General features: G+C 40.6%; 25 protein-coding genes. 20 read left to right on the top strand and 5 right to left on the bottom strand.

The features are described 5' to 3' along the window. Positions 1-39: 39 nt before the first annotated feature. Positions 40-387, bottom strand: a complete 348-nt coding sequence (locus PZE06_RS03470) for a YojF family protein (RefSeq protein WP_150915294.1) — start codon at positions 385-387, stop codon at positions 40-42. A gap of 1,664 nt (positions 388-2,051) precedes the next feature. Further along, a complete protein-coding gene (pdxK, locus tag PZE06_RS03465; protein ID WP_150914487.1) occupies positions 2,052-2,870 on the bottom strand; it encodes a pyridoxine/pyridoxal/pyridoxamine kinase in 819 nt (272 codons plus the stop codon). 739 nt (positions 2,871-3,609) lie between these two features. Here pdxK and fdhD point away from each other — a divergent pair. From fdhD to PZE06_RS03385, 15 genes are all read left to right on the top strand, one after another. Continuing rightward, positions 3,610-4,374, top strand: a complete 765-nt coding sequence (gene fdhD / locus PZE06_RS03460; RefSeq protein ID WP_150914484.1) for a formate dehydrogenase accessory sulfurtransferase FdhD — start codon at positions 3,610-3,612, stop codon at positions 4,372-4,374. A 128-nt stretch (positions 4,375-4,502) separates the two neighbouring features. Continuing rightward, on the top strand, positions 4,503-7,490 hold the full coding sequence (gene fdnG / locus PZE06_RS03455; protein WP_225310600.1) for a formate dehydrogenase-N subunit alpha: 2,988 nt from the start codon (positions 4,503-4,505) through the stop codon (positions 7,488-7,490). Further along, positions 7,490-8,311 (top strand): 4Fe-4S dicluster domain-containing protein, encoded by an 822-nt coding sequence (locus tag PZE06_RS03450; protein WP_306421094.1) that lies wholly within the window; start codon positions 7,490-7,492, stop codon positions 8,309-8,311. Before fdnG ends, PZE06_RS03450 begins: the two co-directional genes overlap by 1 nt. Then, the gene (locus PZE06_RS03445; protein ID WP_150914482.1) at positions 8,304-8,981 is read left to right on the top strand and encodes a formate dehydrogenase subunit gamma; all 678 of its coding nucleotides are present in this window, start codon (positions 8,304-8,306) and stop codon (positions 8,979-8,981) included. Before PZE06_RS03450 ends, PZE06_RS03445 begins: the two co-directional genes overlap by 8 nt. Positions 8,982-9,020: 39 nt before the next feature. Further along, positions 9,021-9,893, top strand: a complete 873-nt coding sequence (locus PZE06_RS03440) for a formate dehydrogenase accessory protein FdhE (protein ID WP_150914480.1) — start codon at positions 9,021-9,023, stop codon at positions 9,891-9,893. 34 nt (positions 9,894-9,927) lie between these two features. Further along, complete coding sequence (gene mobA / locus PZE06_RS03435; RefSeq protein ID WP_150914478.1) at positions 9,928-10,539, top strand: molybdenum cofactor guanylyltransferase; 612 nt, start codon at positions 9,928-9,930, stop codon at positions 10,537-10,539. 7 nt (positions 10,540-10,546) lie between these two features. Next, entirely contained in the window at positions 10,547-11,776 is a 1,230-nt protein-coding gene (locus tag PZE06_RS03430; protein WP_150914476.1) for a molybdopterin molybdotransferase MoeA, read from the top strand. A gap of 11 nt (positions 11,777-11,787) precedes the next feature. Continuing rightward, positions 11,788-13,704, top strand: coding sequence for a molybdopterin biosynthesis protein (locus PZE06_RS03425; RefSeq protein WP_150914474.1), 1,917 nt, complete (start codon positions 11,788-11,790; stop codon positions 13,702-13,704). Between the two features lie 21 nt (positions 13,705-13,725). Further along, positions 13,726-14,190, top strand: coding sequence for a molybdenum cofactor biosynthesis protein MoaE (locus PZE06_RS03420; RefSeq protein WP_095312234.1), 465 nt, complete (start codon positions 13,726-13,728; stop codon positions 14,188-14,190). Further along, the gene (moaD, locus tag PZE06_RS03415; protein ID WP_095312232.1) at positions 14,183-14,416 is read left to right on the top strand and encodes a molybdopterin converting factor subunit 1; all 234 of its coding nucleotides are present in this window, start codon (positions 14,183-14,185) and stop codon (positions 14,414-14,416) included. The genes PZE06_RS03420 and moaD overlap by 8 nt, the downstream gene beginning before the upstream one ends. Before the next feature lie 207 nt (positions 14,417-14,623). Continuing rightward, complete coding sequence (locus PZE06_RS03410; protein ID WP_150914472.1) at positions 14,624-15,643, top strand: thiazole biosynthesis adenylyltransferase ThiF; 1,020 nt, start codon at positions 14,624-14,626, stop codon at positions 15,641-15,643. Positions 15,644-15,984: 341 nt separating this feature from the next. After that, complete coding sequence (locus PZE06_RS03405) at positions 15,985-16,749, top strand: DUF4230 domain-containing protein (RefSeq protein WP_150914470.1); 765 nt, start codon at positions 15,985-15,987, stop codon at positions 16,747-16,749. Further along, on the top strand, positions 16,736-17,449 hold the full coding sequence (locus PZE06_RS03400) for a uracil-DNA glycosylase (RefSeq protein WP_150914468.1): 714 nt from the start codon (positions 16,736-16,738) through the stop codon (positions 17,447-17,449). Before PZE06_RS03405 ends, PZE06_RS03400 begins: the two co-directional genes overlap by 14 nt. 282 nt (positions 17,450-17,731) lie before the next feature. Beyond that, positions 17,732-18,004: a YwdI family protein gene (locus tag PZE06_RS03390; protein WP_150914464.1), complete on the top strand. Its 273-nt coding sequence runs from the start codon at positions 17,732-17,734 to the stop codon at positions 18,002-18,004. 130 nt (positions 18,005-18,134) lie between these two features. Then, a complete protein-coding gene (locus PZE06_RS03385; protein WP_150914463.1) occupies positions 18,135-18,506 on the top strand; it encodes a DUF423 domain-containing protein in 372 nt (123 codons plus the stop codon). A 209-nt stretch (positions 18,507-18,715) separates the two neighbouring features. Here PZE06_RS03385 and gerQ read toward each other — a convergent pair whose 3' ends face one another. Beyond that, positions 18,716-19,174, bottom strand: a complete 459-nt coding sequence (gerQ, locus tag PZE06_RS03380) for a spore coat protein GerQ (RefSeq protein WP_150914462.1) — start codon at positions 19,172-19,174, stop codon at positions 18,716-18,718. Positions 19,175-19,702: 528 nt separating this feature from the next. Continuing rightward, positions 19,703-20,449 (bottom strand): hydrogen peroxide-dependent heme synthase, encoded by a 747-nt coding sequence (hemQ, locus tag PZE06_RS03375; protein WP_150914460.1) that lies wholly within the window; start codon positions 20,447-20,449, stop codon positions 19,703-19,705. 393 nt (positions 20,450-20,842) lie between these two features. On the opposite strand from hemQ, the gene pta reads away from it, so the two are divergent. Next, positions 20,843-21,820, top strand: coding sequence for a phosphate acetyltransferase (pta, locus tag PZE06_RS03370; protein WP_150914458.1), 978 nt, complete (start codon positions 20,843-20,845; stop codon positions 21,818-21,820). Between the two features lie 215 nt (positions 21,821-22,035). After that, a complete protein-coding gene (gene lipL, locus PZE06_RS03365; protein ID WP_150914456.1) occupies positions 22,036-22,872 on the top strand; it encodes an octanoyl-[GcvH]:protein N-octanoyltransferase in 837 nt (278 codons plus the stop codon). A 235-nt stretch (positions 22,873-23,107) separates the two neighbouring features. Here lipL and PZE06_RS03360 read toward each other — a convergent pair whose 3' ends face one another. Further along, a complete protein-coding gene (locus PZE06_RS03360) occupies positions 23,108-23,806 on the bottom strand; it encodes an RsfA family transcriptional regulator (RefSeq protein WP_137743447.1) in 699 nt (232 codons plus the stop codon). 270 nt (positions 23,807-24,076) lie between these two features. Between PZE06_RS03360 and PZE06_RS03355 the strand changes: the two genes are divergently transcribed. The 3 genes from PZE06_RS03355 (at position 24,077) to PZE06_RS03345 (ending at position 26,330) form a co-directional block, all read left to right on the top strand. Continuing rightward, on the top strand, positions 24,077-24,301 hold the full coding sequence (locus PZE06_RS03355) for a YuzB family protein (RefSeq protein WP_095312200.1): 225 nt from the start codon (positions 24,077-24,079) through the stop codon (positions 24,299-24,301). 202 nt (positions 24,302-24,503) lie between these two features. Next, entirely contained in the window at positions 24,504-25,802 is a 1,299-nt protein-coding gene (locus PZE06_RS03350; RefSeq protein ID WP_150914454.1) for an HD domain-containing protein, read from the top strand. Between the two features lie 15 nt (positions 25,803-25,817). Further along, positions 25,818-26,330, top strand: coding sequence for a YwgA family protein (locus PZE06_RS03345; RefSeq protein ID WP_095312193.1), 513 nt, complete (start codon positions 25,818-25,820; stop codon positions 26,328-26,330). Positions 26,331-26,456: the final 126 nt, after the last annotated feature.

Genomic DNA, 26,456 nt, shown 5'->3' with positions numbered 1-26,456 from the left:
TTTTCCGTTGTTCTAAATTTATTCCAAATCGATTTTCGACTATTCAAATGGAATTTGGCTAATTTCTAAGGCAACAGCGAGTTTGCCTTGAAAATCATGACCAGCTAGAAGCAATCTTCCTTTTTCATCCACTTCATAATGAGTAATTCCCTCGGCATACACCCAGCCAATATCTAGTTTAAGTCCAACACGGTATGGATTCGGCCCTGTAATTTTTCCAAGCGTGTAAACGAGCTTTGCGTTACGAATGTAAGCACCCGATGAAAAAAATGATTCATCATGGTGGGTTGCATACGCCCCATTTGTCGTTTCAAGATGGATATATACTTCTTGATTAGCCAAGCGATTAAGTTCTTTTTGTACATTTTCCGTCTTTACTGCTTCCAATGTAGAATACCTCCTTTAAAACATCCAAGCGTACATTCATTCTACTAAAATTGATGGCAAAAAAGAAATAGTTGGCTTACGACCATGAGCAATCCACTTAAAAAGGCTCTTATAGGTTGGGAATTCTGGTGTTTATTTCCGTTTTTTTGCAAGTCATTGCTAAGATGTGGTGATGAATGGCGCGAAGCTGAGGCATCATTGCCAGTGTGTTACTTTTTAGTACAGCTTTCCTCCCAAAATCCGGATCAAAAAAAGAGTAGCCTCTTGGATGCTCTCAGCTTGTCAACAAAGGCATTGAGAGTACTCTCGATGTCTTTTGGCATTTTGGATGGAATTGCGGTTAAATACGTTAATTTCAGCTCCAAGTGCTTGCCTTCCGGGGGCGGTGAGCCTCCATGGAGCAGTGGCCTCAATGAGAGGTATTCGGACAGAACGGGCAAAGCGAGTAAGACTTCAGTCCGAATAAGAGGTGTATTCGGACAAAACGGACAAAGCAAGCAAGATTCCAGTCCGAATAAGAGGTGTATTCGGACAAAACGGGCAAAGCGAGCAAGACTTCAGTCCGAATAAGAGGTGTATTCGGACAAAACGGACAAAGCAAGCAAGATTCCAGTCCGAATAAGAGGCGTATTCGGACAGAACGGGCAAAGCGAGCAAGATTCTAGTCCGAATAAGAGATGTATTCGGACTGAACGGGCAAAGCAAGCAAGACTCCAGTCCAAATAAGAGGTGTATTCGGACAAAACGGGCAGAGCGAGCAAGACTTCAGTCCGAATAAGAGGTGTATTCGGACAGAACGGACAAAGCGAGCAAGATTCCAGTCCGAATAAGAGATGTATTCGGACAAAACGGGCAAAGCGAGCAAGACTTCAGTCCGAATAAGAGGTGTATTCGGACAAAACGGGCAAAGCGAGCAAGATTCCAGTCTGAATAAGAGGTGTATTCGGACAAAACGGACAAAGCAAGCAAGACTTCAGTCCGAATAAGAGGTGTATTCGGACAAAACGGGCAAAGCGAGCAAGACTTCAGTCCGAATAAGAGGTGTATTCGGACAAAACGGACAAAGCAAGCAAGACTTCAGTCCGAATAAGAGGTGTATTCGGACAAAACGGACAAAGCAAGCAAGACTTCAGTCCGAATAAGAGATGTATTCGGACAGAACGGGCAAAGCGAGTAAGACTTCAGTCCGAATAAGAGGTGTATTCGGACAAAACGGGCAAAGCGAGCAAGACTTCAGTCCGAATAAGATGTGTATTCGGACAGAACGGGCAAAGTGAGCAAGATTCCAGTCCGAATAAGCTCGCAATTCGATTGATCGGAACAAAAGAGGTTTGTAACTCAAGAGTTCAATTAAGATTATTAGTTTAAAAACATGGTCCACAGTTACGGATAAATGAAGGAGAAATCAATTGCAGACTCGAGCTAACGTATAAATGATCTTGAGGTACCAACTGCTCTATTGTAATCCACTTCGAATAGGTCTCTGTCTGTAATAGGATTTCTCGTCATCATTTTTCTATCATCTTTACATAACTCTTAATGAATATTCTAAATCAAAATAGACTGTAGGCAACTTGATTTCATCGAGTTTGTCTACAGTCTGAGAGCAGCCGATAGGCTGCTCATTCACCTGCCCTCTTGTGTAAGGGCGGTCTGTTTATAGCTTATTTTCCTTCTGCACCAAACGTACGGTACACCCCGTGCATTGTTGGTCCAACATATTCATTTAACTTAAAGCCGTGACGAATGGCAGCCGTAACGAAGTCTTTTGCAAGTGCAATGGCTTCTAATACGGATTTTCCTTTTGCTAGCTCAGCAGTAATGGCTGCAGAATAAGAACAGCCCGCACCGTGAACATAGGTTGTATCAATTTTTTCACTCTCATAAAGCTTGTATTCTTCCCCGTCAAAGAGCAGGTCAACTGCTTTGTCATAGTCCAGCTTGCTCCCGCCTTTAATGAGAACATACTTTGCTCCGAGAGCATGGATCTTTGCAGCCGCTTCCTTCATATCATCTATCGTTTTGATTGGGGCAGTTCCAGCAAGTTGGGAAGCCTCAAATAAATTTGGTGTAACAATTAAAGCTCTAGGTACGAGTACATCCCTTAGTGCAGTTGCATTCTCAGGGTTTAACACCTCATCCTCACCTTTGCAAACCATCACCGGATCGATGACCACATTTTTTACGCCATATTCATCAATCGCCTTTGCAATCCGCTCAATAACTTCGACATTAGCTAGCATTCCCGTTTTCAAAGCATCGAGATTAACAGAAAATACCGTTTCTAGCTGTGCCTCAAAGGATTCGATTGAAAGAGGAAAAACGCTGTGGCGCCAATTGTTTTTTGGATCCATCGTAGCAATGACGTTTATAGCAGACATTCCATAAACATCGAGTTCTTGAAATGTTTTTAAGTCGGCTTGAATCCCGGCTCCGCCGCTTGTGTCTGAACCTGCGATGGTTAAAGCTTTTTTCATTGACATTGTAGTTGCCCCCTAATGAAGTGTTTTGTTTTTCATTTTATCTTAAAGAGACAGGTTAATCAATTTTAGAACGATTACGAACATTATTAAAATAATTCAGTGCACATAAAGTATGTGCAAATTGTGAATCGTGGTTTCTATTTTTTGAACATTCTGTGAAGATGTCAGAATGTCACATTTTCAACATTAACAAGGTTGTGGAGTGGTTTATGATAAGGGTGTAGAAATGCTTATTTTCACTACGCAAGTGTGATAAAAGTTACAGAATTAATAGGCAATAAGATTTAAGCTACGATCGTAACATTATTCAATAGCACTATTAAAACACTGAATATATTAAATCGACTTTCCCATTTTTTGTTAACATTCTCGACAAAAACGTGCAACTTAAAATTTTTGGAGAATAGAAAATGTCACTGAATAGACAAAAAATAATTTCACAATTTTATCGCATATACCTTTTTTGTCGGAAGGGCAAACACGAACGACGTTAATGTGTTTTTCGATAATGTACGTATATGGCGTTTGATTTCAGAAAATGAGTAATAAACACTCGGTTTTAATAATGAAAAAGAGATTGGACAACGGCACGAGCGAATTGCGGAGAACATTTGTGAACGCCTTCATGTTAACGTCCATTGCAATTATAACTTGTGATATTTGTCGCAGAAATCGAAGGAGCTGTTTTTTTAAAATAAACAAGTGAACCAAGAGGGGTTTGCTGACGAGGTGAATGGTTATGAACCAAAAAGGTTGCCCGGAGGAATATCCTATTACTCTTGTAGTCAATGATTTTGAAGTTGCGGTCTTTCAGCTAACGAAACAGGATTTAGAGGATTGGGTTTATGGGTATCTTTTTTCTGAAGGAATGATTGAGCGTGCTGCTGATGTACAAACGGTTTTAATTAATGAAGAAAGTGGAGTCATCGAAGTTACATTAGCGACAAATTTTAATACAGAGAAGATGTTTTCAAAGAAAAAGCATTACACTGCTGGCTGCGGCAGAGGGGTTACTTTTTTCTCCATGACAGATGTGAAAACGTTTAACAAGGTTGAAGTAGGAAAAACATACCAACTTTCTTATCTCTTAAAAAAGAGAAGTGAGTTTGCTAGGAATTCACCCCTTTATCTAGAGTCGGGCGGCATGCATGGAGCATGTATTGTCGAACAAAATGGAGCTATGACCATTCGTGAGGATATTGGACGTCATAATGCAGTTGATAAAATTATTGGTCATGCGGTTAGAAACGAGTTGGAACCGTCTTCTTTATTGTTGCTTACGACCGGTAGAATCTCTTATGAAATGCTATCGAAAGCAGCGAAGTTTGGTTTTCCAATCGTTGCTTCAAGGACTGCTGCTACAAAACAAGCCATTCAACTTGCTAAATATTTAAATATTGAAGTAGTTGGATATTTAAGGGGAAGAATGGCGATTCAATATACATCACTTGGTAGAGTGATATATGACTTAGAAGAAAGAGCTTTGGGGGCTAATCCTAACTAAGCCTTTTTTAACATAAGCCAGATTCTTCGCTACTAAAGGATCTGACGGGGATAGGTAGGATTTTCTATATATTTATTATTTGTTCTATTTATGGAAAAGGAAATAAACACAACGGAGGGGGAAGAGAAATGGAAGTGAATGTAACCAGAAGGCAGTTTCTTAAATTGTCTGGTGCAGTAGCTGCTACTTTGGCAGTTGTTGAGCTTGGATTTGACGAGAAGTCAGTAAAAGCACAGTCAGAAGAATTTAAGATTGCGAAACTAACGCCAACACCTACTATTTGTCCTTATTGTTCTGTAGGTTGCGGAATATTAGTTTACGCAAATGAAGATGATGTCGTTTATACAGAGGGGGATCCAGATCACCCAATAAACGAGGGAACTTTATGTAGTAAGGGAACGACAGTGCGTCAAGTATATACATCAGAAAAACGTGTGACTAAGCCAATGTACAGGGCCCCAGGAAGTTCTAAGTGGGAAGAGGTAGATTGGGATTTTGCGCTTGATAAGGTAGCGAAAAACATTAAGGAAACAAGAGATAAAACATTTATGGAGAAAGAAAATGGAATCACCGTTAATCGAACTGATGCGATTGCCTATTTGGGCGGTGCAGCGTTGGATAACGAGGAATGCCACTTGCTTCAGAAATTGTTCCGCGCTGGTCTAGGACTATCTTACATTGAACACCAGGCCCGAATATGACATAGTTCAACGGTTGCCGGTCTGGCGCCTACATTCGGTCGTGGAGCAATGACAAATCATTGGAATGATCTGCAATTTGCAGATGTTCTTATGGTGATTGGAGCAAACCCTGCAGAAAATCATCCAATTAGCTTTAGATGGATCTCGAAAGCTCTCGAAAAGGGTGGAAAACTTATTTCCGTAGATCCCCGTTATACGAGAACATCACAAATGGCGAACGTATACGGACAACTCCGTTCAGGAACGGATATCGCTTTTATCGGCGGGATGATTAATTATGTTTTAGAGAATGAACTATATCATAAAGAATATGTAGCTCACTATACAAATGCAGCTTACATTGTTGCGGATACGTATAAGTTTGAGGACGGAATGTTCAGCGGTTATGACGAAGCGACAAGAAAATATGATCAATCGCAATGGGCCTTCAAAACGGATGAGGAAGGCAATGTTTTAACCGATCCAACATTAACCGATCCAAATTGTGTCTACCAACTTATGAAAAAGCACTATGCGCGCTATGATATCGACACAGTAGTTGGTGTGACCGGTACGGATAAGGATACCTACCTTGATATTTGTAAAACGTATGGCTCGACAGGTGAAGTAGGCAAAGCAGGAACGATTCTTTACGCAATGGGTGGTACTCAACATACAGTTGGTACGCAAAATATTCGTGCATATGCAATTCTGCAACTTCTCCTTGGGAATATTGGAATTGCCGGTGGTGGTGTAAATGCTCTACGCGGGGAGTCCAACGTTCAAGGCTCAACTGATTTCGGTTTACTTTATCACAATGTACCAGGCTATATGGAAGTACCAACAGGTTCTGAAGGGGATTCAACTTATCAAGGCTTCTTGGAGCGGATTACACCAACATCAGGCTATTGGGTCAATAAGCCCAAGTTTTACACAAGTATGTTGAAGTCGTTTTACGGAGATAACGCTACAGTTGATAATGAGTTTGGCTATCATTTCATGCCAAAAATCGCACCTGGGAAAGACTACTCGTTTATGCGCTTATTTGATGCGATGCACCGAAAAGAGCTTGAGGGCTTAATCCTTTTCGGGTCAAATCCAGTTGTCGGTGGTCCGAACAGCTTTAAAGAGCAGGCTGCCATGGCTAATTTAAAATGGATGGTAGCAGTGGACCTATTTGAGACAGAAACATCTGCATTTTGGCAAAAGGAAGCAGGTAATGACCCAGCATCTGTACAAACGGAAGTTATTTTTCTACCAGCATGTTCTTCCTTTGAAAAAGAAGGTTCTGTTACAAACTCAGGACGTTGGATGCAATATCGCTGGCAAGGAATTGCTCCGAAGGGAGAATCTCGTGCTGATTTAGAAATTACCCATATGTTAGCACGTCGCTTGAAAGAGCTTTATAAAAACGAATCCACACCTGCTGCGAAACAAATTAACGCCCTATATTGGAATTACGGGGACGATGATCATCCAGATATCGAATTAGTATGTAAAGATATTAATGGATATGATTGGAAGACGAAAAAGCAAATTCAATCGTTTGGTGACCTTCAAGACGACGGCTCAACTACAGCTGGATGTTGGATTTATACAGGTTTCTACCCAGAAAATGAAAATCTAGCAAAGCGTCGTGATAATACAAACGAAGGTATGAGCAACTTCTTGAATTGGTCCTTCGCATGGCCTGCAAACCGCCGGATCCTTTACAATCGTGCAAGTGCTGACCTCAACGGAAAGGCATGGAGCAAGGAGCGGGTAGGAATAGAATGGAATGCACAGGAAGGCAAGTGGACAGGGTATGACATTCCTGACTTTGTGGCAACAAAGGGACCAGACGATCCGACCTTCAATGATCCATTCATTATGATGGCAGGCGGAAAAGGTGCGATTTATGCAGCATCAAAATTAAATGAGGGACCGTTCCCTGAACATTATGAGCCTTATGAAAATCCAATTTCCAATGCGTTCTCCAGTGTGCAGTTGAATCCAGCTGTCCAGTTTGGCGAAGAAGAAATGAATGCAAAAGGGGAAGCGGATAAATATCCAATTGTTGCAACAACTTATCGTTTATCTGAGCACTGGCAGTCCGGTGCAATGACAAGAAATGTCCCTTGGCTGGCAGAGCTTGTCAACCATATGTTTATTGAGATAAGTGAAGAGCTTGCCAAAGAAAAGGGCATTAAGGAAAAGGATAAAGTGATCGTCGCAACGGCACGTGGGGAAATCGAAGCATACGCGATGATTACAAAGCGTTTTAAACCGTATAAATTAAAGGAAAAAACTGTGCATCATATTGGGATGCCATGGCATTTTGGCTATAAGGGAATTGCAACAGGTGCTACGGCAAACCGCTTAACACCGCATATTGGATGTGCAAACTCAACAATACCGGAATATAAAGCATTCCTGTGCGATGTAAGGAGGGTGTAATGATGGCCGATTATATTAAATTTGTAGATGTAACGAAATGTGACGGTTGTCGTGCATGTATGGTTGCTTGTAAAAATTGGAATGACCTTCCTACCGTAACGGAAGAATATTCCGGCTCCATTCAATCACATGCGAAGGTAAATGCTCATACATGGAATGTGATTACTTATAATGAGCATGAAACGGCAAATGGTGGGTTTGAGTGGTTATTTAGACATCAATCATGCTTACATTGCGTCGAAGCGGCTTGTGAAAAAGCATGTCCAGAGGATGCGATTAGTCATACAGAATTTGGTTCTGTCGTCATTGATCATGATAAATGTGTTGGCTGTGGATACTGTGTGCAAAACTGTACGTTTGATGTGGTTGAGCTGGCTACTTATAAGGACAAACATGGGAAAGAATATCGCAGAGCGCAAAAATGCACCCTTTGTACAGATCGCCTTGAGCAAGGGCTGGAGCCAGCTTGTGTAACAGCTTGTCATACAGATTGTCTTATCTATGATGAAAAGGAAAAAGTGTTATCCGAGGCTGAACAGCGTTTAGCAAAAATTAAGGAACGCTTCCCGAATGCGAATATTTATAATCCGCAAGGGATTAAGGGGACGACGACAGTCTACTTGCTTGCAGATAAGCCGTCCGTATACGGACTTCCGGAAAATCCGAAGGTGCCACTATCACAAATCGTATGGAAGGACTATGCTCAACCGTTAGGAAAGGCAATGTTCGGCGTCACAACGATGGCAGTAGTCGGCTCAGTCATTGCCCATGCCATGAACAGAGAGAAAGGGGAGCATAAAGGAGGCCAGGATCATGAGTAATCATGGGAATCAAAAAATGGTTAAACGATTCAATTTAGGTTTTATTATTGCTCACTGGGTAAATGCTGGTGCATTCTTTGTTCTCTATATCTCTGCGCTGCCGATGTATACAGACTTTTTCAATTGGCTCTATCCAATACTTGGTGGTCCAGAAGGGGCACGTTTAATTCATAGAATTGCAGCAGTAGCTTTTATGCTGCCACTTCCAATTTTATTACTTTTTGATCGCCATGGCTTAAGAACATGGAGCAAAAATATTTTCTCTTGGAAGAAACACGATTTTCAGTTTTTCCCGCAGTTTGGAAAAGAGTTCTTCGGAATGAAGTCAAATACTCCAAAACAGGATTTCTTTAATGCAGGAGAAAAGCTTAATTCTTGGCTCATGATCATTACGACGATTATGCTGATTTGTTCGGGTCTTGTTATGTGGTTCCCGCAATATTTTGCAAAAGGGATTATCATGTGGGCCTACCCTATTCATAATATTGGATTGGGTCTTGCTGCGGCGGTAGCGATCGGCCATATTTATATGTCGATTGCACTAGCAAAACCATCTTTGCGTGGCATTTTCAAGGGTGATTTAACGGAAGATTATGCAGAACATCATCATGGCCGCTGGTACGATGAATTGAAGGAAGAAGAAAAGAAAAAATCAAAAAAGCATGCCTAAGAAGAACTACTCGAAACTTGATAACAGGATAGAGGGCTATTGAATGAACATGATGTGGAAAGTGCTACCCAGCTTTTGGGTAGCCTTTCCTCTATTAATGAAGAGGTGAATAATATGAATGTGCTCAATAAAGAGTATCAACAATTGGAAGAACAGATTCAATTGTTAAATGATAAATGGAGTCAGCAATTAGAGGATGAGAAGTTGATTGATGTAGAACAAGTAAGGGCATTAACACAGTATCCTGCGCTTCCTCAAGTACAACTGTCGATCGATTTTCAGCAATATCATCGTTTTATTGAAGAACTGCTTACATTATTAGAAGAGAAGCAGCCTTCACTTGAAGCTGATATTAAAGCGTTAAAATCAAGTATTTCAACAAAAATATTGGAACAGTGGCATCCAGAGGTGCTTACAGTTCATCAGCGTTATTTTCAAGCATTTGCAGAAGAACATCATGTTGCAAGCTGGCTTCCTTATTTTGTGGCAGAGCACGCGATCCGTCCATTTCTCCAAAGAGCTACCACTGAAATAAGAGAAGAATTAAAAAAGACTGATGTTCATGGTTGCTGTCCAGCTTGTGGAGAGGCTCCTCGCCTTGCTATTATTAACAAAAAAGGAAGAAAGGAAGTTACTTGTCCCCGCTGTCATTATGCCTGGGAAGTGAAAAAAATTAAATGTGCCCATTGCGGTAGTGAGGAGCCTGGGAAATTGGAAATCCTCAAGGTTGAAAAGGATGATAGTGCGGAGGTTCATGTGTGTCATGACTGTAACGGTTATACAAAGGTAATTGATGTTCGCAAAATGATCAAAAAGGACTCCATTGCCCTTCTTGATATTAAATCCATTCATTTAGATTTCATTGCACAAGAAAACGGATATGGTATGCCTGACGATACGAAAGTAAATTAATATACGGAGCTTATGTTTTTGATGAGGTGGGAAAATGGAAGCGACAGGAATAATATTAGCCGGCGGTAAATCGAGTCGAATGGGTACCAATAAGGCATTATTAAGCATAGATGGAAAATCTGTGATTGAGCATGTGGTAGCAGAGCTAGATTCGATAGTTAACAACATTATCATTGTAACTAACTCGTTTGAAGATTATGCTTTTTTAAATCTTCCCATGGTGGAAGATGAGTGGAAGGATATGGGGCCGCTTGCGGGTATTCATGCTGGCCTAAGCGCAACTAAAACAGAGCATAATTTGCTTGTCGCCTGTGATATGCCGTTTATTTCGGCGAGACTTGGTTCGGTGCTTCTTGGGCAATTGGCAGAGTACCAAGTAGCTATCCCTAAAATTTCTGATAAGATCCATCCTTTATTTGCCGCTTATCGAAAAGAAGTAAAAGAAGAGGCAAAAGCAGCGCTAGAACAGAAGCAATTGCGGATAAGAGAGATGTTTCGGAATATTCATGTTAAAATAATGAATGAAATAGAATTGAATGATTACGGCATTAAGCTGAGTGAGTCTGACTTATTTAATATGAACCATCCGGAAGAGTATGAGCAAGCCAAGAAGATGAGTATGAAAAATGGCATAAACAAAGGGTAGAGATGATATGAAATTTTTCCAGGTTAAATCAGTGGAAGAAACTCAAAAGTTAATTCAGGATATGGTAAAACCGCTAACAGAGGCCATTATAATGCCTCTCGATCAAGCACTTCATTTCGTTTTAGCTGAAGATATAACTGTACAAGAGAATGTTCCAAATTTCCGCCGTTCTTCTGTTGATGGCTATGCTGTTAGAGCTAAGGATACATTTGGCTCATCAGAGAGCATGCCAGGCTTTTTAACCGTAGTAGGGGAAGTGAAAATGGGACAGGTGCCAGAAAGGCCAATACAAAGTGGAGAAGCGATGTATGTTCCAACTGGAGGAATGCTCCCGGATGGCAGTGATGCTGTTGTTATGATTGAACATTGCGAAGAAATAAGTCACCTGTTGAATTTATATCGGCAAGTCGCACCAGGGGAAAATGTAATTTCGATTGGAGAGGATTTAAAAGAAGGTGCGGTGCTCTTGACTAAAGGGACAAAACTTCGTGCCCAAGAAATTGGCGCTCTGGCTTCCCAAGGGGTCCATCAGGTTTCAGTTTGGCGGAAGCCGGTTGTAGGATATTTATCTTCGGGAGATGAAATTGTTCCTATGGAGTCGCCGGATTTGCGAATGGGAGAAGTCCGAGATATGAATGGAGCAACCATTGGTGCATTAGTTAAGCAATGGGGGCTTGATTTTATTTATGGCGGTATTGTCGAAGATAGCCGAGATGAATTGGAAAGACGAGCGAGAGAATTGCTCGATATCTCAGATTGTCTTATCCTTACAGGTGGCAGTTCAGTGGGAACGAAGGATTATTCGGTCGAGGTGATAGAAGCATTGGGAGAGCCGGGGGTCTATGTCCATGGAATTTCAATTAAACCAGGAAAACCAACGATTTTATCACAAGCAGGAATAAAACCGATTATTGGTCTCCCTGGACATCCGGCTTCAGCGATGATTATTTTTTCGTTATTTGGCAAACCGATTCTCGATATTCTGGGAGGAGGAAGCGTGAATCATTTGAGGCTCACCTTTGCGAAGGTAACAAAAAATATCCCTTCTGCTCCAGGTCGTACAGATTATATTCGCATTCGACTTTTTGAAGAAAAAAATGAATGGTATGCCGAGCCGATTTTGGGGAAATCAGGGCTCATCTCTACTCTTGTAAAAAGTGATGGGATGTTGGAAATTGCTTCCGAGAGTGAAGGGATCCATAAAGGAGAGCGAGTACCTGTTATATTATTTCAATGAGGTGTGAAACAATGAAAAAATACAAACGAAAAGTATACCTCCAGGATAAACCTCGAAAAGTGGCAGTAGAAGAGCTTCTCACCCATTTTCGTCCGCGCAGGGAAACGGAGTGGGTGGATAGCAGTAAAGCATTAGGAAGAATAACAGCGGAGCCAGTATTTGCATTAAATTCAATGCCTCATTACCATGCTTCTGCTATGGATGGAATTGCTGTAAGGGCTGAGGATACTTTTTTGGCTCATGAACAGAATCCAGTTCAGCTAAAACGAAATGAAGATTTTGTCTATGTGGACACAGGAAATATTATTCCTTCACCATTTAATGCAGTGATTATGATTGAAAATGTGGATGAGTTATCGGAGGATGTCGTTGAAATTATTGAGCCGGTTTCTCCATGGCTGCATATTCGTCCGATAGGTGAAGACATCGTCCAAGAAGAAATGCTTTTTCCGCAAGGACATAAAATTAGACCGGTTGATATAGGGGTGCTATTGGCGTCGCAAACGACAAAAATTAAAGTGGTGCGACCACCTGTCGTAACGATTATTCCAACGGGAAACGAATTAATTGCTCCGAGTGTAGGGGCCGAACCAGGAAAATTAATCGAATTTAATGGTTCTGTAATCGCCAACTACATTTATGAGTGGGGTGGGGCCCCGATCTTGCATGAGATAGTAAAGGATCAACCGGAAGAAATTAAGCAAGCTTTGCTAGATGCTGTTGAAGCCTCTGATATCGTTGTCATCAATGCTGGCTCCTCAGCAGGTTCAAAGGATTATACTGTTCATCTTATCGCTGAGCTTGGTGAAGTGTTTACCCATGGTGTGGCAACAAGGCCGGGCAAGCCAGTAATTTTAGGAAAAATAAACGATACCATTGTTATTGGTATTCCCGGCTATCCTGTCTCTGCGTATTTATCCCTTGAATGGTTCGTGCGCCCGCTTGTTTGTGCATATTTAGGAATAACAGTGCCGAAAAGGCAAACGTTAAAGGTAAAGCTAGGGCGTAGGATTGTTTCAACAATGGGGGCGGAAGATTTTGTACGTATGACCATTGGCTATGTGGGAGGCGAATATATTGCTAACCCCTTAACAAGAGCGGCGGGAGTAACGATGTCTCTTGTGAAAGCAGACGGGTTATTAGTTGTTCCTTCTGAACAATTGGGATATGAACAAGGGGAATATGTTGAAATAGAGCTTCTTCGTTCCGAGGAGGAAATAAAGTCCGCTGTGGTGTTTAATGGCAGTCACGATTTAACCATTGATATTCTCTCATCTTATCTACGTGCGCAATCGAACAATGCAAAAATTATTTCCTCACATGTCGGCAGTATGGCGGGGATTATGGCCATTAGAAAAGGGGAAGCTCACATGGCAGGAGTCCATTTATTGGATCCTGAAACAAAGCAATATAATCTTTCTTATGTGAAGAAATTTCTTGCGGAGCAAGAAGTCGTTCTTTACCCATTTTTAAGAAGGAAGCAAGGATGGCTTCTGCCAAAAGGAAATCCGTTAAATATCAAAGATGTTTCTGATATTGCTGAAAAAGGAGCATTGTTCGTAAATCGTCAAAAAGGAGCCGGCACGAGAATCTTATTTGATTTATTATTAAGAGAGCACGGGATAGAGCCAGAACAAATCAATGGTTATGATCGGGAGATGTTTTCCCATCTTAGTGTTGCAGCTGAGGTGAAGGGCAGTCCGAAAGCGGTCGGTCTTGGAATTTACCCGGCAGCAAAGGCGATGGGCTTAGATTTTATTGCGATCGCTGATGAAGAGTACGATCTGCTCATGACAAAGGCTTTCTTTGAAAGTGACCGAGGGCAGCAATTAGTAGGCATCATTCAGTCAAAGGAGTTTCAGGCTAGAGTGGAGGCAATTGGTGGCTATTCTGTTGTAGTAAATGCGGAGCCGAGAAATTTACAATGACGTTGAAGAGGGTGCTAGATGATGAATTTTGAAATTGCAAAAGAACCAATTAATATACAAGCAGTAATTGATAAGGTTGTACAGCGCAATGCAGGGGCAATTACGACATTTATTGGAACAGTCAGGGAATTAACGAAGGGAAAAAAGACCCTTTATTTAATTTATGAGGCCTATGAGTCAATGGCTGTCAAAAAGCTTGAGCAAATTGGTGATGAAATTAAAGAGCGGTGGCCAGGCGCGGAGGTAGCGATCACCCATCGTGTTGGGAGATTAGACATTACCGATGTAGCGGTAGTGATTGCTGTGTCAACCCCTCACCGTGCTGATGCATATGAAGCCAATCGCCATGCGATCGAGCGAATTAAAGAAATCGTTCCCATTTGGAAGAAGGAGCATTGGGAGGACGGAGAAGAGTGGATTGGTGATCAGCTCGAAAAGGTCGCATATCCTACAGGAAAACCAGAGGAGAAGGATTTATATGAATAAAATTCTATTTTTCGCTCATTTAAAGGATGAGGTTGGTGAAGAAAATATTCGCATCGATGTAGCGGGGAGAACAGTTGCTGAAGTGAAGGAATTACTTGCAGCGGAATATAACCTTCAGAAGCTTGACTCTGCGATGACAGCGATAAATGAAGAATTTGCTTCAAATGAGGATGTTATTGAAGCAGGCGATGAAGTTGCGTTTATTCCTCCTGTGAGCGGAGGTTAATTTCCAGACAGATGGCGAACGCTCGCATTCTTCGTTGCTTGCCCTTGTCTAGCTACAAATTGCTTTCATTGTAAAGTTACGTATATGCCCTGTTAGAGTAACTTCGCATTTCTCAAGGGTTTGTGTGCTTTACAATCAGCCTTTAGAATGATTTTCATTTAAACTGTCCGTTGGGCAGTTTTTTCTACCTGGAAAGGAGGGATAGTGATGTACGAACGCTATTCAAGACAGATGTTATTTGCTCCGATTGGGAAAAATGGACAAGAGAAGCTGCGAGCAAAGCATGTTCTCATGATTGGTGCAGGCGCACTCGGTTCCAGCAATGGTGAAATATTGACTCGGGCAGGGGTTGGGAAATTAACGATTGTCGATCGGGATTATGTGGAAGCAAGCAATCTCCAAAGACAACAGCTTTATACGGAGGAAGATGTGCTACAAAAACTGCCGAAGGCTGTGGCTGCAGAACGGCGATTAAGTGCGATTAACTCTGATGTAGAGCTTTGTGCCGTAGTTGGTGATGCGACTCCTGAAATGCTTGATGAACTTGTGAAGGGCGTCGATCTCATCCTTGATGCGACTGATAATTTTGAGACAAGAATGGCGCTTAATGATATTGCCCATAAATATCAAATTCCTTGGATTTACGGTGCTTGTGTAGGAAGCTTTGGGATGAGTTTCACGATTATCCCTGGAAAGACGCCATGTCTTAATTGCTTGCTTAAGTCTCTTCCTGTACAGGGAATGACTTGTGATACAGTTGGGATTATTGCCCCAACTGTGCAGATGGTTGTGGCTCATCAAACGGCTGAGGCATTAAAAATTCTCGTGGAAGACTGGGAGGCACTGCGTCACTCTTTCGTTAGCTTCGATTTATGGAGGAATCAATATAGCAGCATGAAAATGTCGAGAGCAAAGGATGAAAGCTGCTTATCCTGTGGTAGTGAGCGAACGTATCCATACTTAAGTCGAGAGAATTTGATGAAATCAGAAGTGTTATGTGGTCGAGACACGGTGCAAATCCGTCCGTCAAAGGAAGGAGAGGTGGATCTCAATGAGCTCGCCGCTCATTTAAGCTCGATTCACTATGAAGTGAAAGGAAATCCATACTTATTATCAATCGAAATGGAAGCTAATCGAATCGTGATTTTTAAAGATGGACGAGCCCTCATCCATGGAACAAAAGATTTAGCACAGGCCCGCTCCATTTACCAAAGATTGCTTGGATAATGTAAATGACATACCTCTTTGCTGTAATGGCAAGGAGGTATTTTTATTGCTGGAAAGTTTCTGTTTGTGGATGCCCTTCCTATTGATTGGAACGGAAGGTGAGGATTCTGTGAGAAATGCAAATCGTCCTTGCCTGCGAAAAAGCGCATCTAGAAGGAGAACAGCCAGTCCATTGGGCAACCTCGAAACGAGTCACTATAACAAAGACTAATGGTTAAGAAGATGCTGGCATAGTGGTGTAACTGCCAGTCTATGCGAAATGGAAAATCTATTAATCTTATCGATTCTTTCTTTTTCCTTTATAATAGGTAGAAGGACATAGGATTAGGAGGGCGAGGATAATGGAAAAGAGAGATGATGAGAAAATATTAGCACAGCTTGATGCGATCATGAATGAACTTCAGCAAGGTAAGGAGCAGACGGCAACTACGGCTGCTTTAGATATAAATAAAAGAACGCCAACTTTTAAAGGCTTTTTAAAAGTAGGTCTTCGGAAGTGGTATTTGAAAATAATCGTTATTTTAGTTGCGCTATTATTAGTTGGAACTGTAATTGGAATTGGAACTTTTAAGCTCTTTTCTGGAACCGAAGCAAAGGTGGAAAAAGGTAGCTTCATAGAACAGATGAAGGAGCTCTCTTCACTGGCCTCTTCCCAAGCATTTGTAAAGGCGGTAATTGAAAAAGAGGATAACCAGTTGTTTGGAAAGGAAATATCAACGAATATTCCTGGGACAAAAAGAAAGTTATTATTAGTTGTACCTGGTACAGTAACGGCAGGGGTTGACTTAGAAAATGTGAATGCCGAGAATTTAAGAATAGACGAAGAAGAAAAGACGTTAGAGATCACGTTGCCTTCTGCGACCATTATTCAAGAGCCATCATTAGACTTTGATCATGTACAAGCTTTTTCGGTCGAAGGGATTTTCCGTGCGGAGGTTAATTGGGAGGAAGCTTTTGAACTGGCTGCAGAAGCAAAGGAACTTGTGAAGGAAGAGGCGATGGCTCAGGGGCTGTTGCAAATGGCTGAAGCAAATGCTGAAAAAACATTGCAGAAATTTTTTGAACAAATCGGCTATGAGGTGACTGTACACTATGAACATCAATAGTCTCTTGCATCGAGATTGGCGCGAGAAATTGAAATCGGAGATGGAAAAGCGATACTTTCAAGAGCTGATCGATTTTGTGCGAATGGAATATGAGCATTCGATTGTCTATCCAGCGCAAGAATATATTTTTCAGGCGCTTAATTTAACCTCATTTGATGATGTGAAGGTTGTGCTCTTAGGTCAGGATCCTTATCACGGTCCAAATCAAGCACATGGATTGAGCTTTTCTGTTTTACCTGGGGTTCCAATTCCGCCATCACTTAAAAATATTGATAAGGAGCTTGAAGCAGATTTAGGCTGTAACATTCCAGATCATGGCTACTTAAAAAAATGGGCGGAGCAGGGCGTTCTCCTTTTAAACACGGTTCTAACGGTCCGAGCAGGGGAAGCCAATTCCCATCAAGGAAGAGGCTGGGAAACGTTTACGGATAGGATTATTACATGCCTAAACGATAGGGAAACTCCAATTATTTTTGTGCTTTGGGGAAAGCCGGCTCAAAAAAAGCGGAGTCTGATCGATGAGCAGAAGCATTTTGTCATGGCTTCCTCCCATCCAAGTCCCTTATCGGCTCATAGAGGCTTTTTTGGAAGTAGACCGTTTTCGCGAATTAATCAATTATTGAGAAAGGGCAATAGAAAAGAAATTGATTGGGGACTGAGCTTTGAATCTGAAATAACAGTAGAAAATGAGTTAAAATGAAAAGGGTTGACGATATTGAAGGAAGAACGAATCAATTGTTTTGCCTGCAAACATTTTTACGTTACGTGGGATAAGAAGTTTCCAAAGGGTTGCCGGGCCTTCCAATTTAAAACAAGCAGGCTTCCTTCTCAAGAGGTTTTGCGAGCTTCAGGACATAAGTGTTTGAAATACGAGAAGAAATAAGCATTACGCCGTTCGTTTCCCTCATGGAATCTATTTCTTTTTTAAAATCCCGTTCTGTAAGATATGATATGGTAAAGTAGATAACTGTGAGGTGGTAAAATGAATATTTCGATGCAATCATTGCTTGATAAAATAGAGGAAGAGTTAAAGCAGGCGAAACAAAGCGACTCGGAAGTGCGAATAAGAGAGAAGATCTATGCAATTAAAACATTGTGTGAGTTGGCATTGGAGCAGGAGACAAGTCGCCAACGCCCAATGTCATCATTTCCGCAATCTTCCCCTATCGAACCTCAGCGGGCAGTTCAATATCAACAGCCAGCAAAAATGAAAGTAGATGATGAAGCAAACGGTGATTCTCTCTTTGACTTTTAAACGCTTAGCATTGTTCTACGCCATTTAGTTTGCAGGAGCTGCAATGTACCAGAGAGCACTGAACATGGTTAAAGAATAACGTCAGTCTATTAAGCAAATCTGCAATTTTTTGCGCCAAAGGAGAATGAACATGAAAATATTAATTATTTTAGGTGCGATCAATGCTTTTTTAGCAGTCGCATTAGGTGCGTTTGGAGCGCATGGATTAGAAGGGAAGCTTGAACCAAAATATATAAATATTTGGGAAAAAGCGGTCAAATATCAAATGTTTCACGCAACAGGTCTATTTATTATTGCGATACTGCTTGGTAAATATCCAGCAAGTGCGCTCTTAACATGGTCTGGATGGCTTATGTTTATCGGAATCATTCTTTTTGCGGGGAGCCTATACATCCTTGCCGTAACGCAAATTTCCGTGCTTGGGGCAATTACTCCATTGGGTGGCATAGCCTTTTTGGCAGCGTGGTTATTGCTTGTGATTGCAGCTGTAAAAATAATGTAAAAACGGGAACCTCAAGGGGGATCCCGTTTTTATATTGGCTTTTATTAGGCGATGTTCAATTTTGGCTCATGCTTTCTTTCAGGATAATTGTAAGATGAGCGCAATGAAGGCTTTACACGAAATAAGCTTTAGATCGATTTATCACATTCTGTTTCAAAAAGCCTTTTCATAAAATTTAACATGGACTTAGCACAGGTTCTTATGCTTTTTTACCTCGGTGGGTAAGCGGTTGCCCCCGGTACTCCGTATGGATAGTCGTACTCTAATTCCTCGTCAAATGTGGCATAGCCAAAATAAACCATTGGAATTAAATAGCGCGTGCCAGACTCTGGATCGCTAATAATCAGATGGTCTCTTCCAGCTGCTTCAATAATTCCTCTAAAGGTTCGTGTCGATGGACCTTCAGCAGAGACTGTGTCGAACATTGCATACACCGTTACTAATTTTCCTCTGTTTAAACGTAAAATGTTTTCAATATAAGACTGTTCCAGTGGCAGCATTCCTGGAATCTGCTGTGTCGGCTGTTGTCCTCCGGCAGTTGGAAACATGGTTCCTGTCTGCACTGGAGGCGCTGTCGGTGCTTGACCTGCTGGAGCGCCGTATCCATAGGTAGGCTGTTGGTATCCATAATAGGGTGTTTTTGAATAAGAATTGGGATTGTACGTCAATTGACTTCCCTCCTAAAAATAAATGTAATTTTAATATTTTCTTACACTAAACAAAAAACGAACGATTTTGGACAATTGAACAGATCTTCATAATGAAGCAATGCAGAAGTTGAGCTATCACTATATATATTTTTCTATGCGAAGAATATGTTCGTTTTTTACATATGAAACTTACGATAAATTAGATCCTATTGGATAGTTATGATTCTATTTTTTCTTTTATGACACTAGACAAGCTGGGAAAGTAATGAAGAAATTTGAAGATTTTAAGGCAAAAAAAGGCGCTTTAGTAAGTACTAAAGAGCAACTGGATCCTACTGAAGGTCATGGTGTTTGTTTTTGCTGAGAAGGATAAAAAGCAGCAGTAAACCGCAAACACTCACAATACGTAATGATGCGAAAGCGTCATATTTTTTGGTGGTTTTCATGAAGATGGTTGTAATAACGAGGAAAGTCTTATTTTAGGGCTTCGTTTTAAAGGGCGTCTCAAAAGCTTTCGCATTTAAGACGCCCTCTATTCAAAAATAATTAATTAACGTGTAAAAATGATTCAATTCGGTTAACTTCAAGGATGTTTCCAACAAAGAATGAACCGAATTCTCCGTAACGTGCACTCACTTCATCGAAACGCATCTCGTAAACAAGCTTTTTGAATTGGAGAACATCATCAGAGAACAGTGTTACACCCCATTCGTAGTCATCAAAACCAACCGAACCAGTAATGATTTGCTTTACTTGTCCAGCATAGCTTCGTCCGATCATCCCATGGCTGCGCATTAAGCTGCGTCTTTCCTCCATTGGAAGCATATACCAGTTGTCCTCTCCTTGGCGGCGCTTGTCCATTGGATAGAAGCAAACATATTTTGCTTTTGGAAGCGTTGGATAGAGACGTGCCAAAATTTCTGGGTTTTGGTATGGATCTTGATCAGATGGTAAATAATTGCTTAGCTCTACCACTGAAACATACGAATGCATAGGAACTGTAAACTCAGCAAGCTTTGTTTTGTTAAACTCAGTTTCAAGTTCATTTAATTCTTCCATTGTTGGTCGTAAAATCATCATCATAAAATCTGCTTTTTGACCAACAACCGTATATAATGCATGACTACCCTTTTTATCGTCTTGCGTACGGTTCCAATTTTCGATTAGACCTAAAAACTCGTGAATGGCTGCTTGTCTTTCTTCTGGAGATATCATTTTCCAAGTCGTCCAGTCCATTGCACGGAAATCATGTAGACAATACCAACCATCGAGCGTTTTAACCGCTTCACTCATCACTCATCACTCCTAAATATGTACTAAAATGTGGCGATTTCAATAGAAATCATTCACTAATTAAAATTACTATAACATAGTTTCACCATTAAAAATATGAATAAACCTTGAATGGAAAGACAACTTCCATTTTAGGATAAATAAGGAAATTATGCTGGTTAAATCCGTGCTTTTTCGTAAATAGTAAAAAGGAAACTCAACATTCAAATATTCAACTTTTAAGAATATATAAACTTTTTCAAAGTAAACGTTCTCATTTGCTCGACTTCTTGAAAATTTATATGAGAAGGGTATGCTAATGAAGGTGGATCCTTTTTGCCCCGCGAAATGATAGAGATAGGTTAAGTAAATGAATAGTTTATATTATTTTTTTCAATATAAGGAGGATGACATATGAGTGATTTATTTTCAACGTTAAAAGAAAAGGCAAGCAGCAAGCAAGTGAAAATCGTTTTTCCAGAAGGTTTGGATGAAAGAATCATTGCAGCAGCAGCTCGATTAGCAGACGAAAAAGTTTTAACACCTATTCTTATTGGGAATGTCCAAGAGATTCAAGAGAAGGCAACAAGCTTGAATGTTTCTTTAAACGGAATGGAGATTTACGATCCGAAAGCTTATGAGCATATGGAGGAGTTGGTTGCTTCTTTTGTTGAAAGAAGAAAAGGGAAGGCTACAGAAGAGGATGCTAGAAAAATCCTTTTAGATGAAAATTACTTCGGAACGATGCTTGTACATACGAATAAAGCTGATGGTTTAGTAAGTGGTGCAGCTCATTCAACAGCAGACACCGTTCGCCCTGCCTTGCAGATAATTAAAACAAAAGCAGGCGTGAAAAAGACATCCGGTGTATTCATCATGGTTCGTGGTGATGAGAAATATGTCTTTGCTGATTGTGCGATCAATATTTCTCCAGACAGTCAAGATCTAGCAGAAATAGCTCTTGAGAGTGCGACTACAGCAAAAATGTTTAATATTGAACCGCGCGTAGCAATGCTAAGCTTCTCAACAAAAGGTTCAGCGAAATCACCGGAAACGGAAAAGGTATCAGAAGCGGTTAAAATTGCTCAACAATTAAACCCTGAACTTGTATTAGATGGTGAGTTCCAATTTGATGCCGCTTTTGTTCCATCAGTTGCGGAGAAAAAAGCGCCAAATTCCCCTCTTAAAGGTGATGCGAATGTATTTGTTTTCCCGAGCTTAGAGGCTGGAAATATTGGTTATAAAATTGCGCAACGCCTTGGAAATTTCGAAGCGGTAGGACCAATCCTGCAAGGATTAAACCGTCCGGTCAATGATTTATCAAGAGGTTGTAATGAAGAAGATGTCTACAAGCTTTCTCTTATTACAGCGGCGCAAGCTTTAGAACAATAATTCTATGCTGCCTTCCCTTTAAGGGGGATGGCAAAAGGCAATAGGGTATCCACAAGGGCTAATGCTTAACGGGGTACCCTTTTGCTCGTTTTTTCTGCCGAAGGAAGCCCAAGCTTTCAAATCGCTTTCCTTTATAGGAGTTGTTTTTTCACTAAAAAGAAAACATAATATAATAAATTGATTAATAAAAGTGAGTAGAAGGAGAAAACAAAGGGATGCAGGAAGACTTATTAAGTCAAAAAGTGTGGCGAGTGATAGACCAATCGGTTGTTGGCTTACATGTCAATGCTCTTCAATCTTTTGGCATGGATGATTGTTTATGTGCTTCAGTTGGAGCAGGCCTCTCACCAGCAACAGCAAGGTCCTGGGTGCATCATAATACGATCGTTCTGGGGATACAGGACACGAAGCTGCCCTATTTAGCGGATGGATTGCAGCACTTGGAGGAACGTGGTTATCGTTACATTGTGAGAAATTCAGGTGGGTTGGCAGTTGTCCTTGACGAAGGCGTCTTAAATGTGTCGCTTATTTTCCCGGAAACAGAGAATGGCATTGATATAAATCGTGGCTATGATGCAATGCTCGCTTTAGTTGCAGCGATGTTTGCCGATCTAAATGTGGAAATTGAGGCGCGGGAAATTGTCGGCTCATATTGCCCCGGTAGCTATGACTTAAGTATTGCCGGAAGAAAGTTCGCTGGCATATCGCAAAGGCGTCTGCGCAGAGGGGTTGCTGTGCAAATCTATCTCTGCGTCAATGGGAGTGGAAGTGAACGGGCTCAGCTCATTCAAGAGTTTTATCGATTAGGAAAAAGGCAATCTGAAACCAAATTTGAATATCCAGAAATTAATCCGGTTGTGATGGCCTCATTATCAGAATTAACGCAGCGAAATTTAACGGTAGAGGATGTTATGCTACGCTTACTGCAAGTTCTGCGGAGGAATAGTGAACATTTATATGCAGGAACCTTAACTGAAGAAGAATTACCCCTTTTTCAGAGCTATCATGAACGGGTAATAGAGCGCAATCAAAAGATCTTTTCTGGACAGTAAAAAGCCGTAGCATTTAGTTTTGCTACGGCTTTCTTAAGAAAGATATTGTTACCAACCTTTCTCCTCGAAAAGAAAATCTTTTTATTGTTAGGCTTTGTAATTTGTCGGTGTTGATCTTGGGCCCATGTGCGAAACCAAGGCTTCATACATAATGAGCCAATAATAGTTTAGCACCAGCTCTGTTTAAACAAGATCTACGGCTAAGTTCAGAAAGTTCTTCGCCATATCCCCCTTGTTACTCAGCTACTTTTTCTAGATTTCCATTGCGATCCATCTTAAATGTGGAGGCAGGACGCTCTTCCTCCTCAAATAAAACAAGTTTTCTTGCCCGATTCATGATTTTCATGAGGGTCTCGTAATCTTCTTGGATGGTGACAGTGTTTTGTTCCAACTGCTCGATTTTTGCTTGCAGTTCCTGGTTTGTTTTACGCATTTCGGCATTTTCACGTTTCAATCTTTCATTCTCACTTTTTAATATATCAACCTGAAAATTAGAACTATCTAGATTCTGTAAATAGGAGATCACCATTTCCAAATTTAGTTGTCCAGTATATGTTTGTGTTGCAACAGGTGTTGCTACACTCATTTCGCCGCTTGGTTGTACGTCTGTCTCTGCTGTTTGAGACAAAAAGGTCATCTCGTCCATCGAAGGAGTGGGCGGTGAATATAGTAATTTCTTTTTTCCACCTTGTTCCTTCCCTAGCATTCTTTGCCTTTGTTTACGTTGCTTTTTTGCTAACTGCAGCGCTTTTTCGTAGCGATGTCTAACAACTGCATTCCACCGGAATCCACATGCTGCCGAAGTTCGATTGAGCTTATCACCAACCTCCTCAAATGCGTTTAGCTGTGTGCTTCCTTCGCGTACATGTCTTAGTACAGTTTCTGCTAACAATAAATCATTTTCGTCTGTCCATGCGTCTTGACGAACCTTCATTTTTTTCAACCCCTTATGTGTTTAATTCTAATTTTTTATCGTGCTTAGTCACAGGATGACCAGTTTTGCAAAGGTTTATACAAAAGTGATTAAAAGGATAGTAGATTTTTTAAAATTTTTCCAAATCGATAGAGATGTGTGAACTTGCAATCGGCTAAGAGAAGAGGTAAAATGGCGAATGTGTAAATTCATTATTTAAGCCTTATGATTGGCAAAAAAGTATAATTATATCCGTATAGATGATCGATTGATAGAAAGGGTTGTAATACTATGGCAAACGAATTTCGAGTTTGCGATGATTGTCAGGCCGTGAACTTAAAAACATTGATTCCGAAACTAAAAGCCATCGATCCCGATGCGACAATTGATATTGGCTGTCAATCTTATTGTGGCCCTGGGCGAAAGAAGACTTTTGCTTTTGTTAATAATCGTCCGTTGGCTGCGTTAACAGAAGAGGAATTAATGGAAAAAGTGAATAAAAAATTAAAAAAATAATGTCGTATTTCCAAATGTCGATCACCTTTCTTGAATTTTCATTAAAGGTGATTTTTTCTTTTGTTGATTCTAGGACTTTTGTCGAATTTTCTCTAATTTTTTCATTATGTAATGATTTGTAAATGGAACAAGGATATAATGTATAACTAGATAAGTTCGTTTCGTAACGATGCCGGGATGCTTTATGGAGAGGAGGTAGAAAATGGATTACGCTGAGCAAAAGCTGAAGGAAGAGAAGGTATTTAAAGATCCTGTACATCGCTATGTTCACGTTCGGGATCAAGTAATTTGGGATTTGATCGGCACAAAGGAATTTCAAAGGCTTAGAAGAATTAAACAATTAGGGACAAGCTTTTTAACCTTCCACGGTGCAGAGCATAGCCGTTTTAATCATTCTTTAGGAGTGTATGAAATTATCCGCAGAATTGTCGATGACGTTTTTGTCGATAGGCCAAAATGGAACAAAGAGGATCGCTTGCTATCTCTTTGTGCAGGGTTACTTCATGATCTTGGCCATGGTCCGTTCTCCCATTCCTTTGAAAAAGTATTTGCCCTTGATCATGAATATTTTACTCAGGCCATTATTTTAGGGAACACAGAAGTAAATGCTGTGCTTTCGAGGGTGGAGCCTAATTTTCCGAAACGTGTGGCAGAGGTAATTGGAAAGACGTCTGAGAATAAAATTGTGATCAGTTTAATTTCAAGTCAAATCGATGCAGACCGAATGGATTATTTACAAAGAGATGCCTATTTTACCGGTGTGAGCTACGGTCATTTTGATATGGAAAGAATTTTGCGTGTGATGCGCCCCCATGAGGATCAGGTCGTTATTAAGAAAACAGGGATGCACGCTGTAGAAGACTACATTATGAGCCGGTACCAAATGTACTGGCAAGTATATTTCCATCCTGTAACTCGAAGTGCGGAAGTGATTTTGACGAAAATCTTGCACAGAGCAAAAGAACTGTATCACGATCAATACGTTTTTCATCAAGAGCCAACCCATTTTACCTCCATTTTTGAGGACACTCTCACCTTAGAAGACTATTTAAAGCTAGATGAATCGATTATCCTCTACTATTTTCAAATGTGGCAGGATGAAGAGGATGACATATTAAGTGATTTATGTAAGCGATTTGTGAATCGAAATCTATTTAAGTATGTGGAATTTGATCCTGCGAAGGAATATAAGAAGCTGGCAGAACTCTCGACGCTTTTTATAAAGGCTGGGTTGGACCCAGAATATTATTTAGTTGTCGATTCCTCATCGGACCTTCCTTATGACTTCTATCGACCAGGAGAAGAGGAGGAGAGGCTTCCTATTCAACTACTTATGGGCAATGGGGACATTCGAGAACTTTCCCGTGAGTCCGAGATTGTCGATGCTATTTCTGGAAAAAGAAGAACCGATCATAAGCTCTATTATCCAGAGGATTTATTAATCGATGATACGACAAAGAAAAATATAAAAGAGCAAATTCGAACGCTTTTAGAATTATAAGGAGTTGACCTTGTCTTGTTAAAAGATCACGCTAAGCTGATGCAAGCACTTGCCGCTTCAGGTGAAATAACTGGTCGGAAGAAGCTGCAAAAGATGATATATATTGCGAAGAAAATAACATTCCCATTCCAGGAACGATTTCAATTTCATTTTTACGGGCCATACTCTGAAGAGCTAACCTTACGAATGGAAGAGCTTTGTAATATGGGATTTGTCGATGAAGTGAAGGAGAATAAAGGTGGATATTATCAATATCGTTACACTTTAACGGAAACAGGTAAAGAGTTCCTTAGTTTAAATGAAATTGATATGCCATGCCTTGAGGATTGCATGACCGACATGAATGAGCAAAGTGCACGATTTCTTGAGCTTGTGTCCACCATTCTTTATTTTGATAATCTCGATAGAAAAGAGGTCGAGGAAAAAGTTCACACTCTTAAAAAGAAGCAAAATTACACGGAAGAAGAAATCGATCAAGCATATGCATATATTGAACAGCTCCACCAAAAAGCTAAGCCTCACGCATAGAGGTTTGGCTTTTTTTCTTCCTCTCTTCTTCCTCTCTAATCACGATTCATTCCCTTCTTTTCTTTTAAACTGGAAAATCTTACATATAATCAATTTGATTATTGTTGCAAAATGAAATGGTTACAT

Origin of the sequence: Robertmurraya sp. DFI.2.37 (genome assembly GCF_029211245.1) — a bacterium.
GTDB lineage: Bacteria > Bacillota > Bacilli > Bacillales > Cytobacillaceae > Robertmurraya > Robertmurraya methanolica_A.
The sequence above is the reverse complement of the archived record's forward strand: the minus strand, read 5'-3'. Positions and strand labels throughout refer to the sequence as shown.

What these genes read in the sequence shown, in the direction of transcription:
- PZE06_RS03405 (WP_150914470.1), top strand. Translation starts at nt 15,985, where the DNA reads ATGGAAAAGAGAGATGATGAGAAAATATTAGCACAGCTTGATGCGATC.
- PZE06_RS03410 (WP_150914472.1), top strand. Translation starts at nt 14,624, where the DNA reads ATGTACGAACGCTATTCAAGACAGATGTTATTTGCTCCGATTGGGAAA.
- PZE06_RS03400 (WP_150914468.1), top strand. Translation starts at nt 16,736, where the DNA reads ATGAACATCAATAGTCTCTTGCATCGAGATTGGCGCGAGAAATTGAAA.
- PZE06_RS03385 (WP_150914463.1), top strand. Translation starts at nt 18,135, where the DNA reads ATGAAAATATTAATTATTTTAGGTGCGATCAATGCTTTTTTAGCAGTC.
- PZE06_RS03450 (WP_306421094.1), top strand. Translation starts at nt 7,490, where the DNA reads ATGATGGCCGATTATATTAAATTTGTAGATGTAACGAAATGTGACGGT.
- pta (WP_150914458.1), top strand. Translation starts at nt 20,843, where the DNA reads ATGAGTGATTTATTTTCAACGTTAAAAGAAAAGGCAAGCAGCAAGCAA.
- fdhD (WP_150914484.1), top strand. Translation starts at nt 3,610, where the DNA reads ATGAACCAAAAAGGTTGCCCGGAGGAATATCCTATTACTCTTGTAGTC.
- mobA (WP_150914478.1), top strand. Translation starts at nt 9,928, where the DNA reads ATGGAAGCGACAGGAATAATATTAGCCGGCGGTAAATCGAGTCGAATG.
- pdxK (WP_150914487.1), bottom strand. Translation starts at nt 2,870, where the DNA reads ATGTCAATGAAAAAAGCTTTAACCATCGCAGGTTCAGACACAAGCGGC.
- PZE06_RS03425 (WP_150914474.1), top strand. Translation starts at nt 11,788, where the DNA reads ATGAAAAAATACAAACGAAAAGTATACCTCCAGGATAAACCTCGAAAA.
- PZE06_RS03420 (WP_095312234.1), top strand. Translation starts at nt 13,726, where the DNA reads ATGAATTTTGAAATTGCAAAAGAACCAATTAATATACAAGCAGTAATT.
- PZE06_RS03390 (WP_150914464.1), top strand. Translation starts at nt 17,732, where the DNA reads ATGAATATTTCGATGCAATCATTGCTTGATAAAATAGAGGAAGAGTTA.
- moaD (WP_095312232.1), top strand. Translation starts at nt 14,183, where the DNA reads ATGAATAAAATTCTATTTTTCGCTCATTTAAAGGATGAGGTTGGTGAA.
- PZE06_RS03360 (WP_137743447.1), bottom strand. Translation starts at nt 23,806, where the DNA reads ATGAAGGTTCGTCAAGACGCATGGACAGACGAAAATGATTTATTGTTA.
- PZE06_RS03430 (WP_150914476.1), top strand. Translation starts at nt 10,547, where the DNA reads ATGAAATTTTTCCAGGTTAAATCAGTGGAAGAAACTCAAAAGTTAATT.
- hemQ (WP_150914460.1), bottom strand. Translation starts at nt 20,449, where the DNA reads ATGAGTGAAGCGGTTAAAACGCTCGATGGTTGGTATTGTCTACATGAT.
- lipL (WP_150914456.1), top strand. Translation starts at nt 22,036, where the DNA reads ATGCAGGAAGACTTATTAAGTCAAAAAGTGTGGCGAGTGATAGACCAA.
- PZE06_RS03350 (WP_150914454.1), top strand. Translation starts at nt 24,504, where the DNA reads ATGGATTACGCTGAGCAAAAGCTGAAGGAAGAGAAGGTATTTAAAGAT.
- PZE06_RS03355 (WP_095312200.1), top strand. Translation starts at nt 24,077, where the DNA reads ATGGCAAACGAATTTCGAGTTTGCGATGATTGTCAGGCCGTGAACTTA.
- PZE06_RS03445 (WP_150914482.1), top strand. Translation starts at nt 8,304, where the DNA reads ATGAGTAATCATGGGAATCAAAAAATGGTTAAACGATTCAATTTAGGT.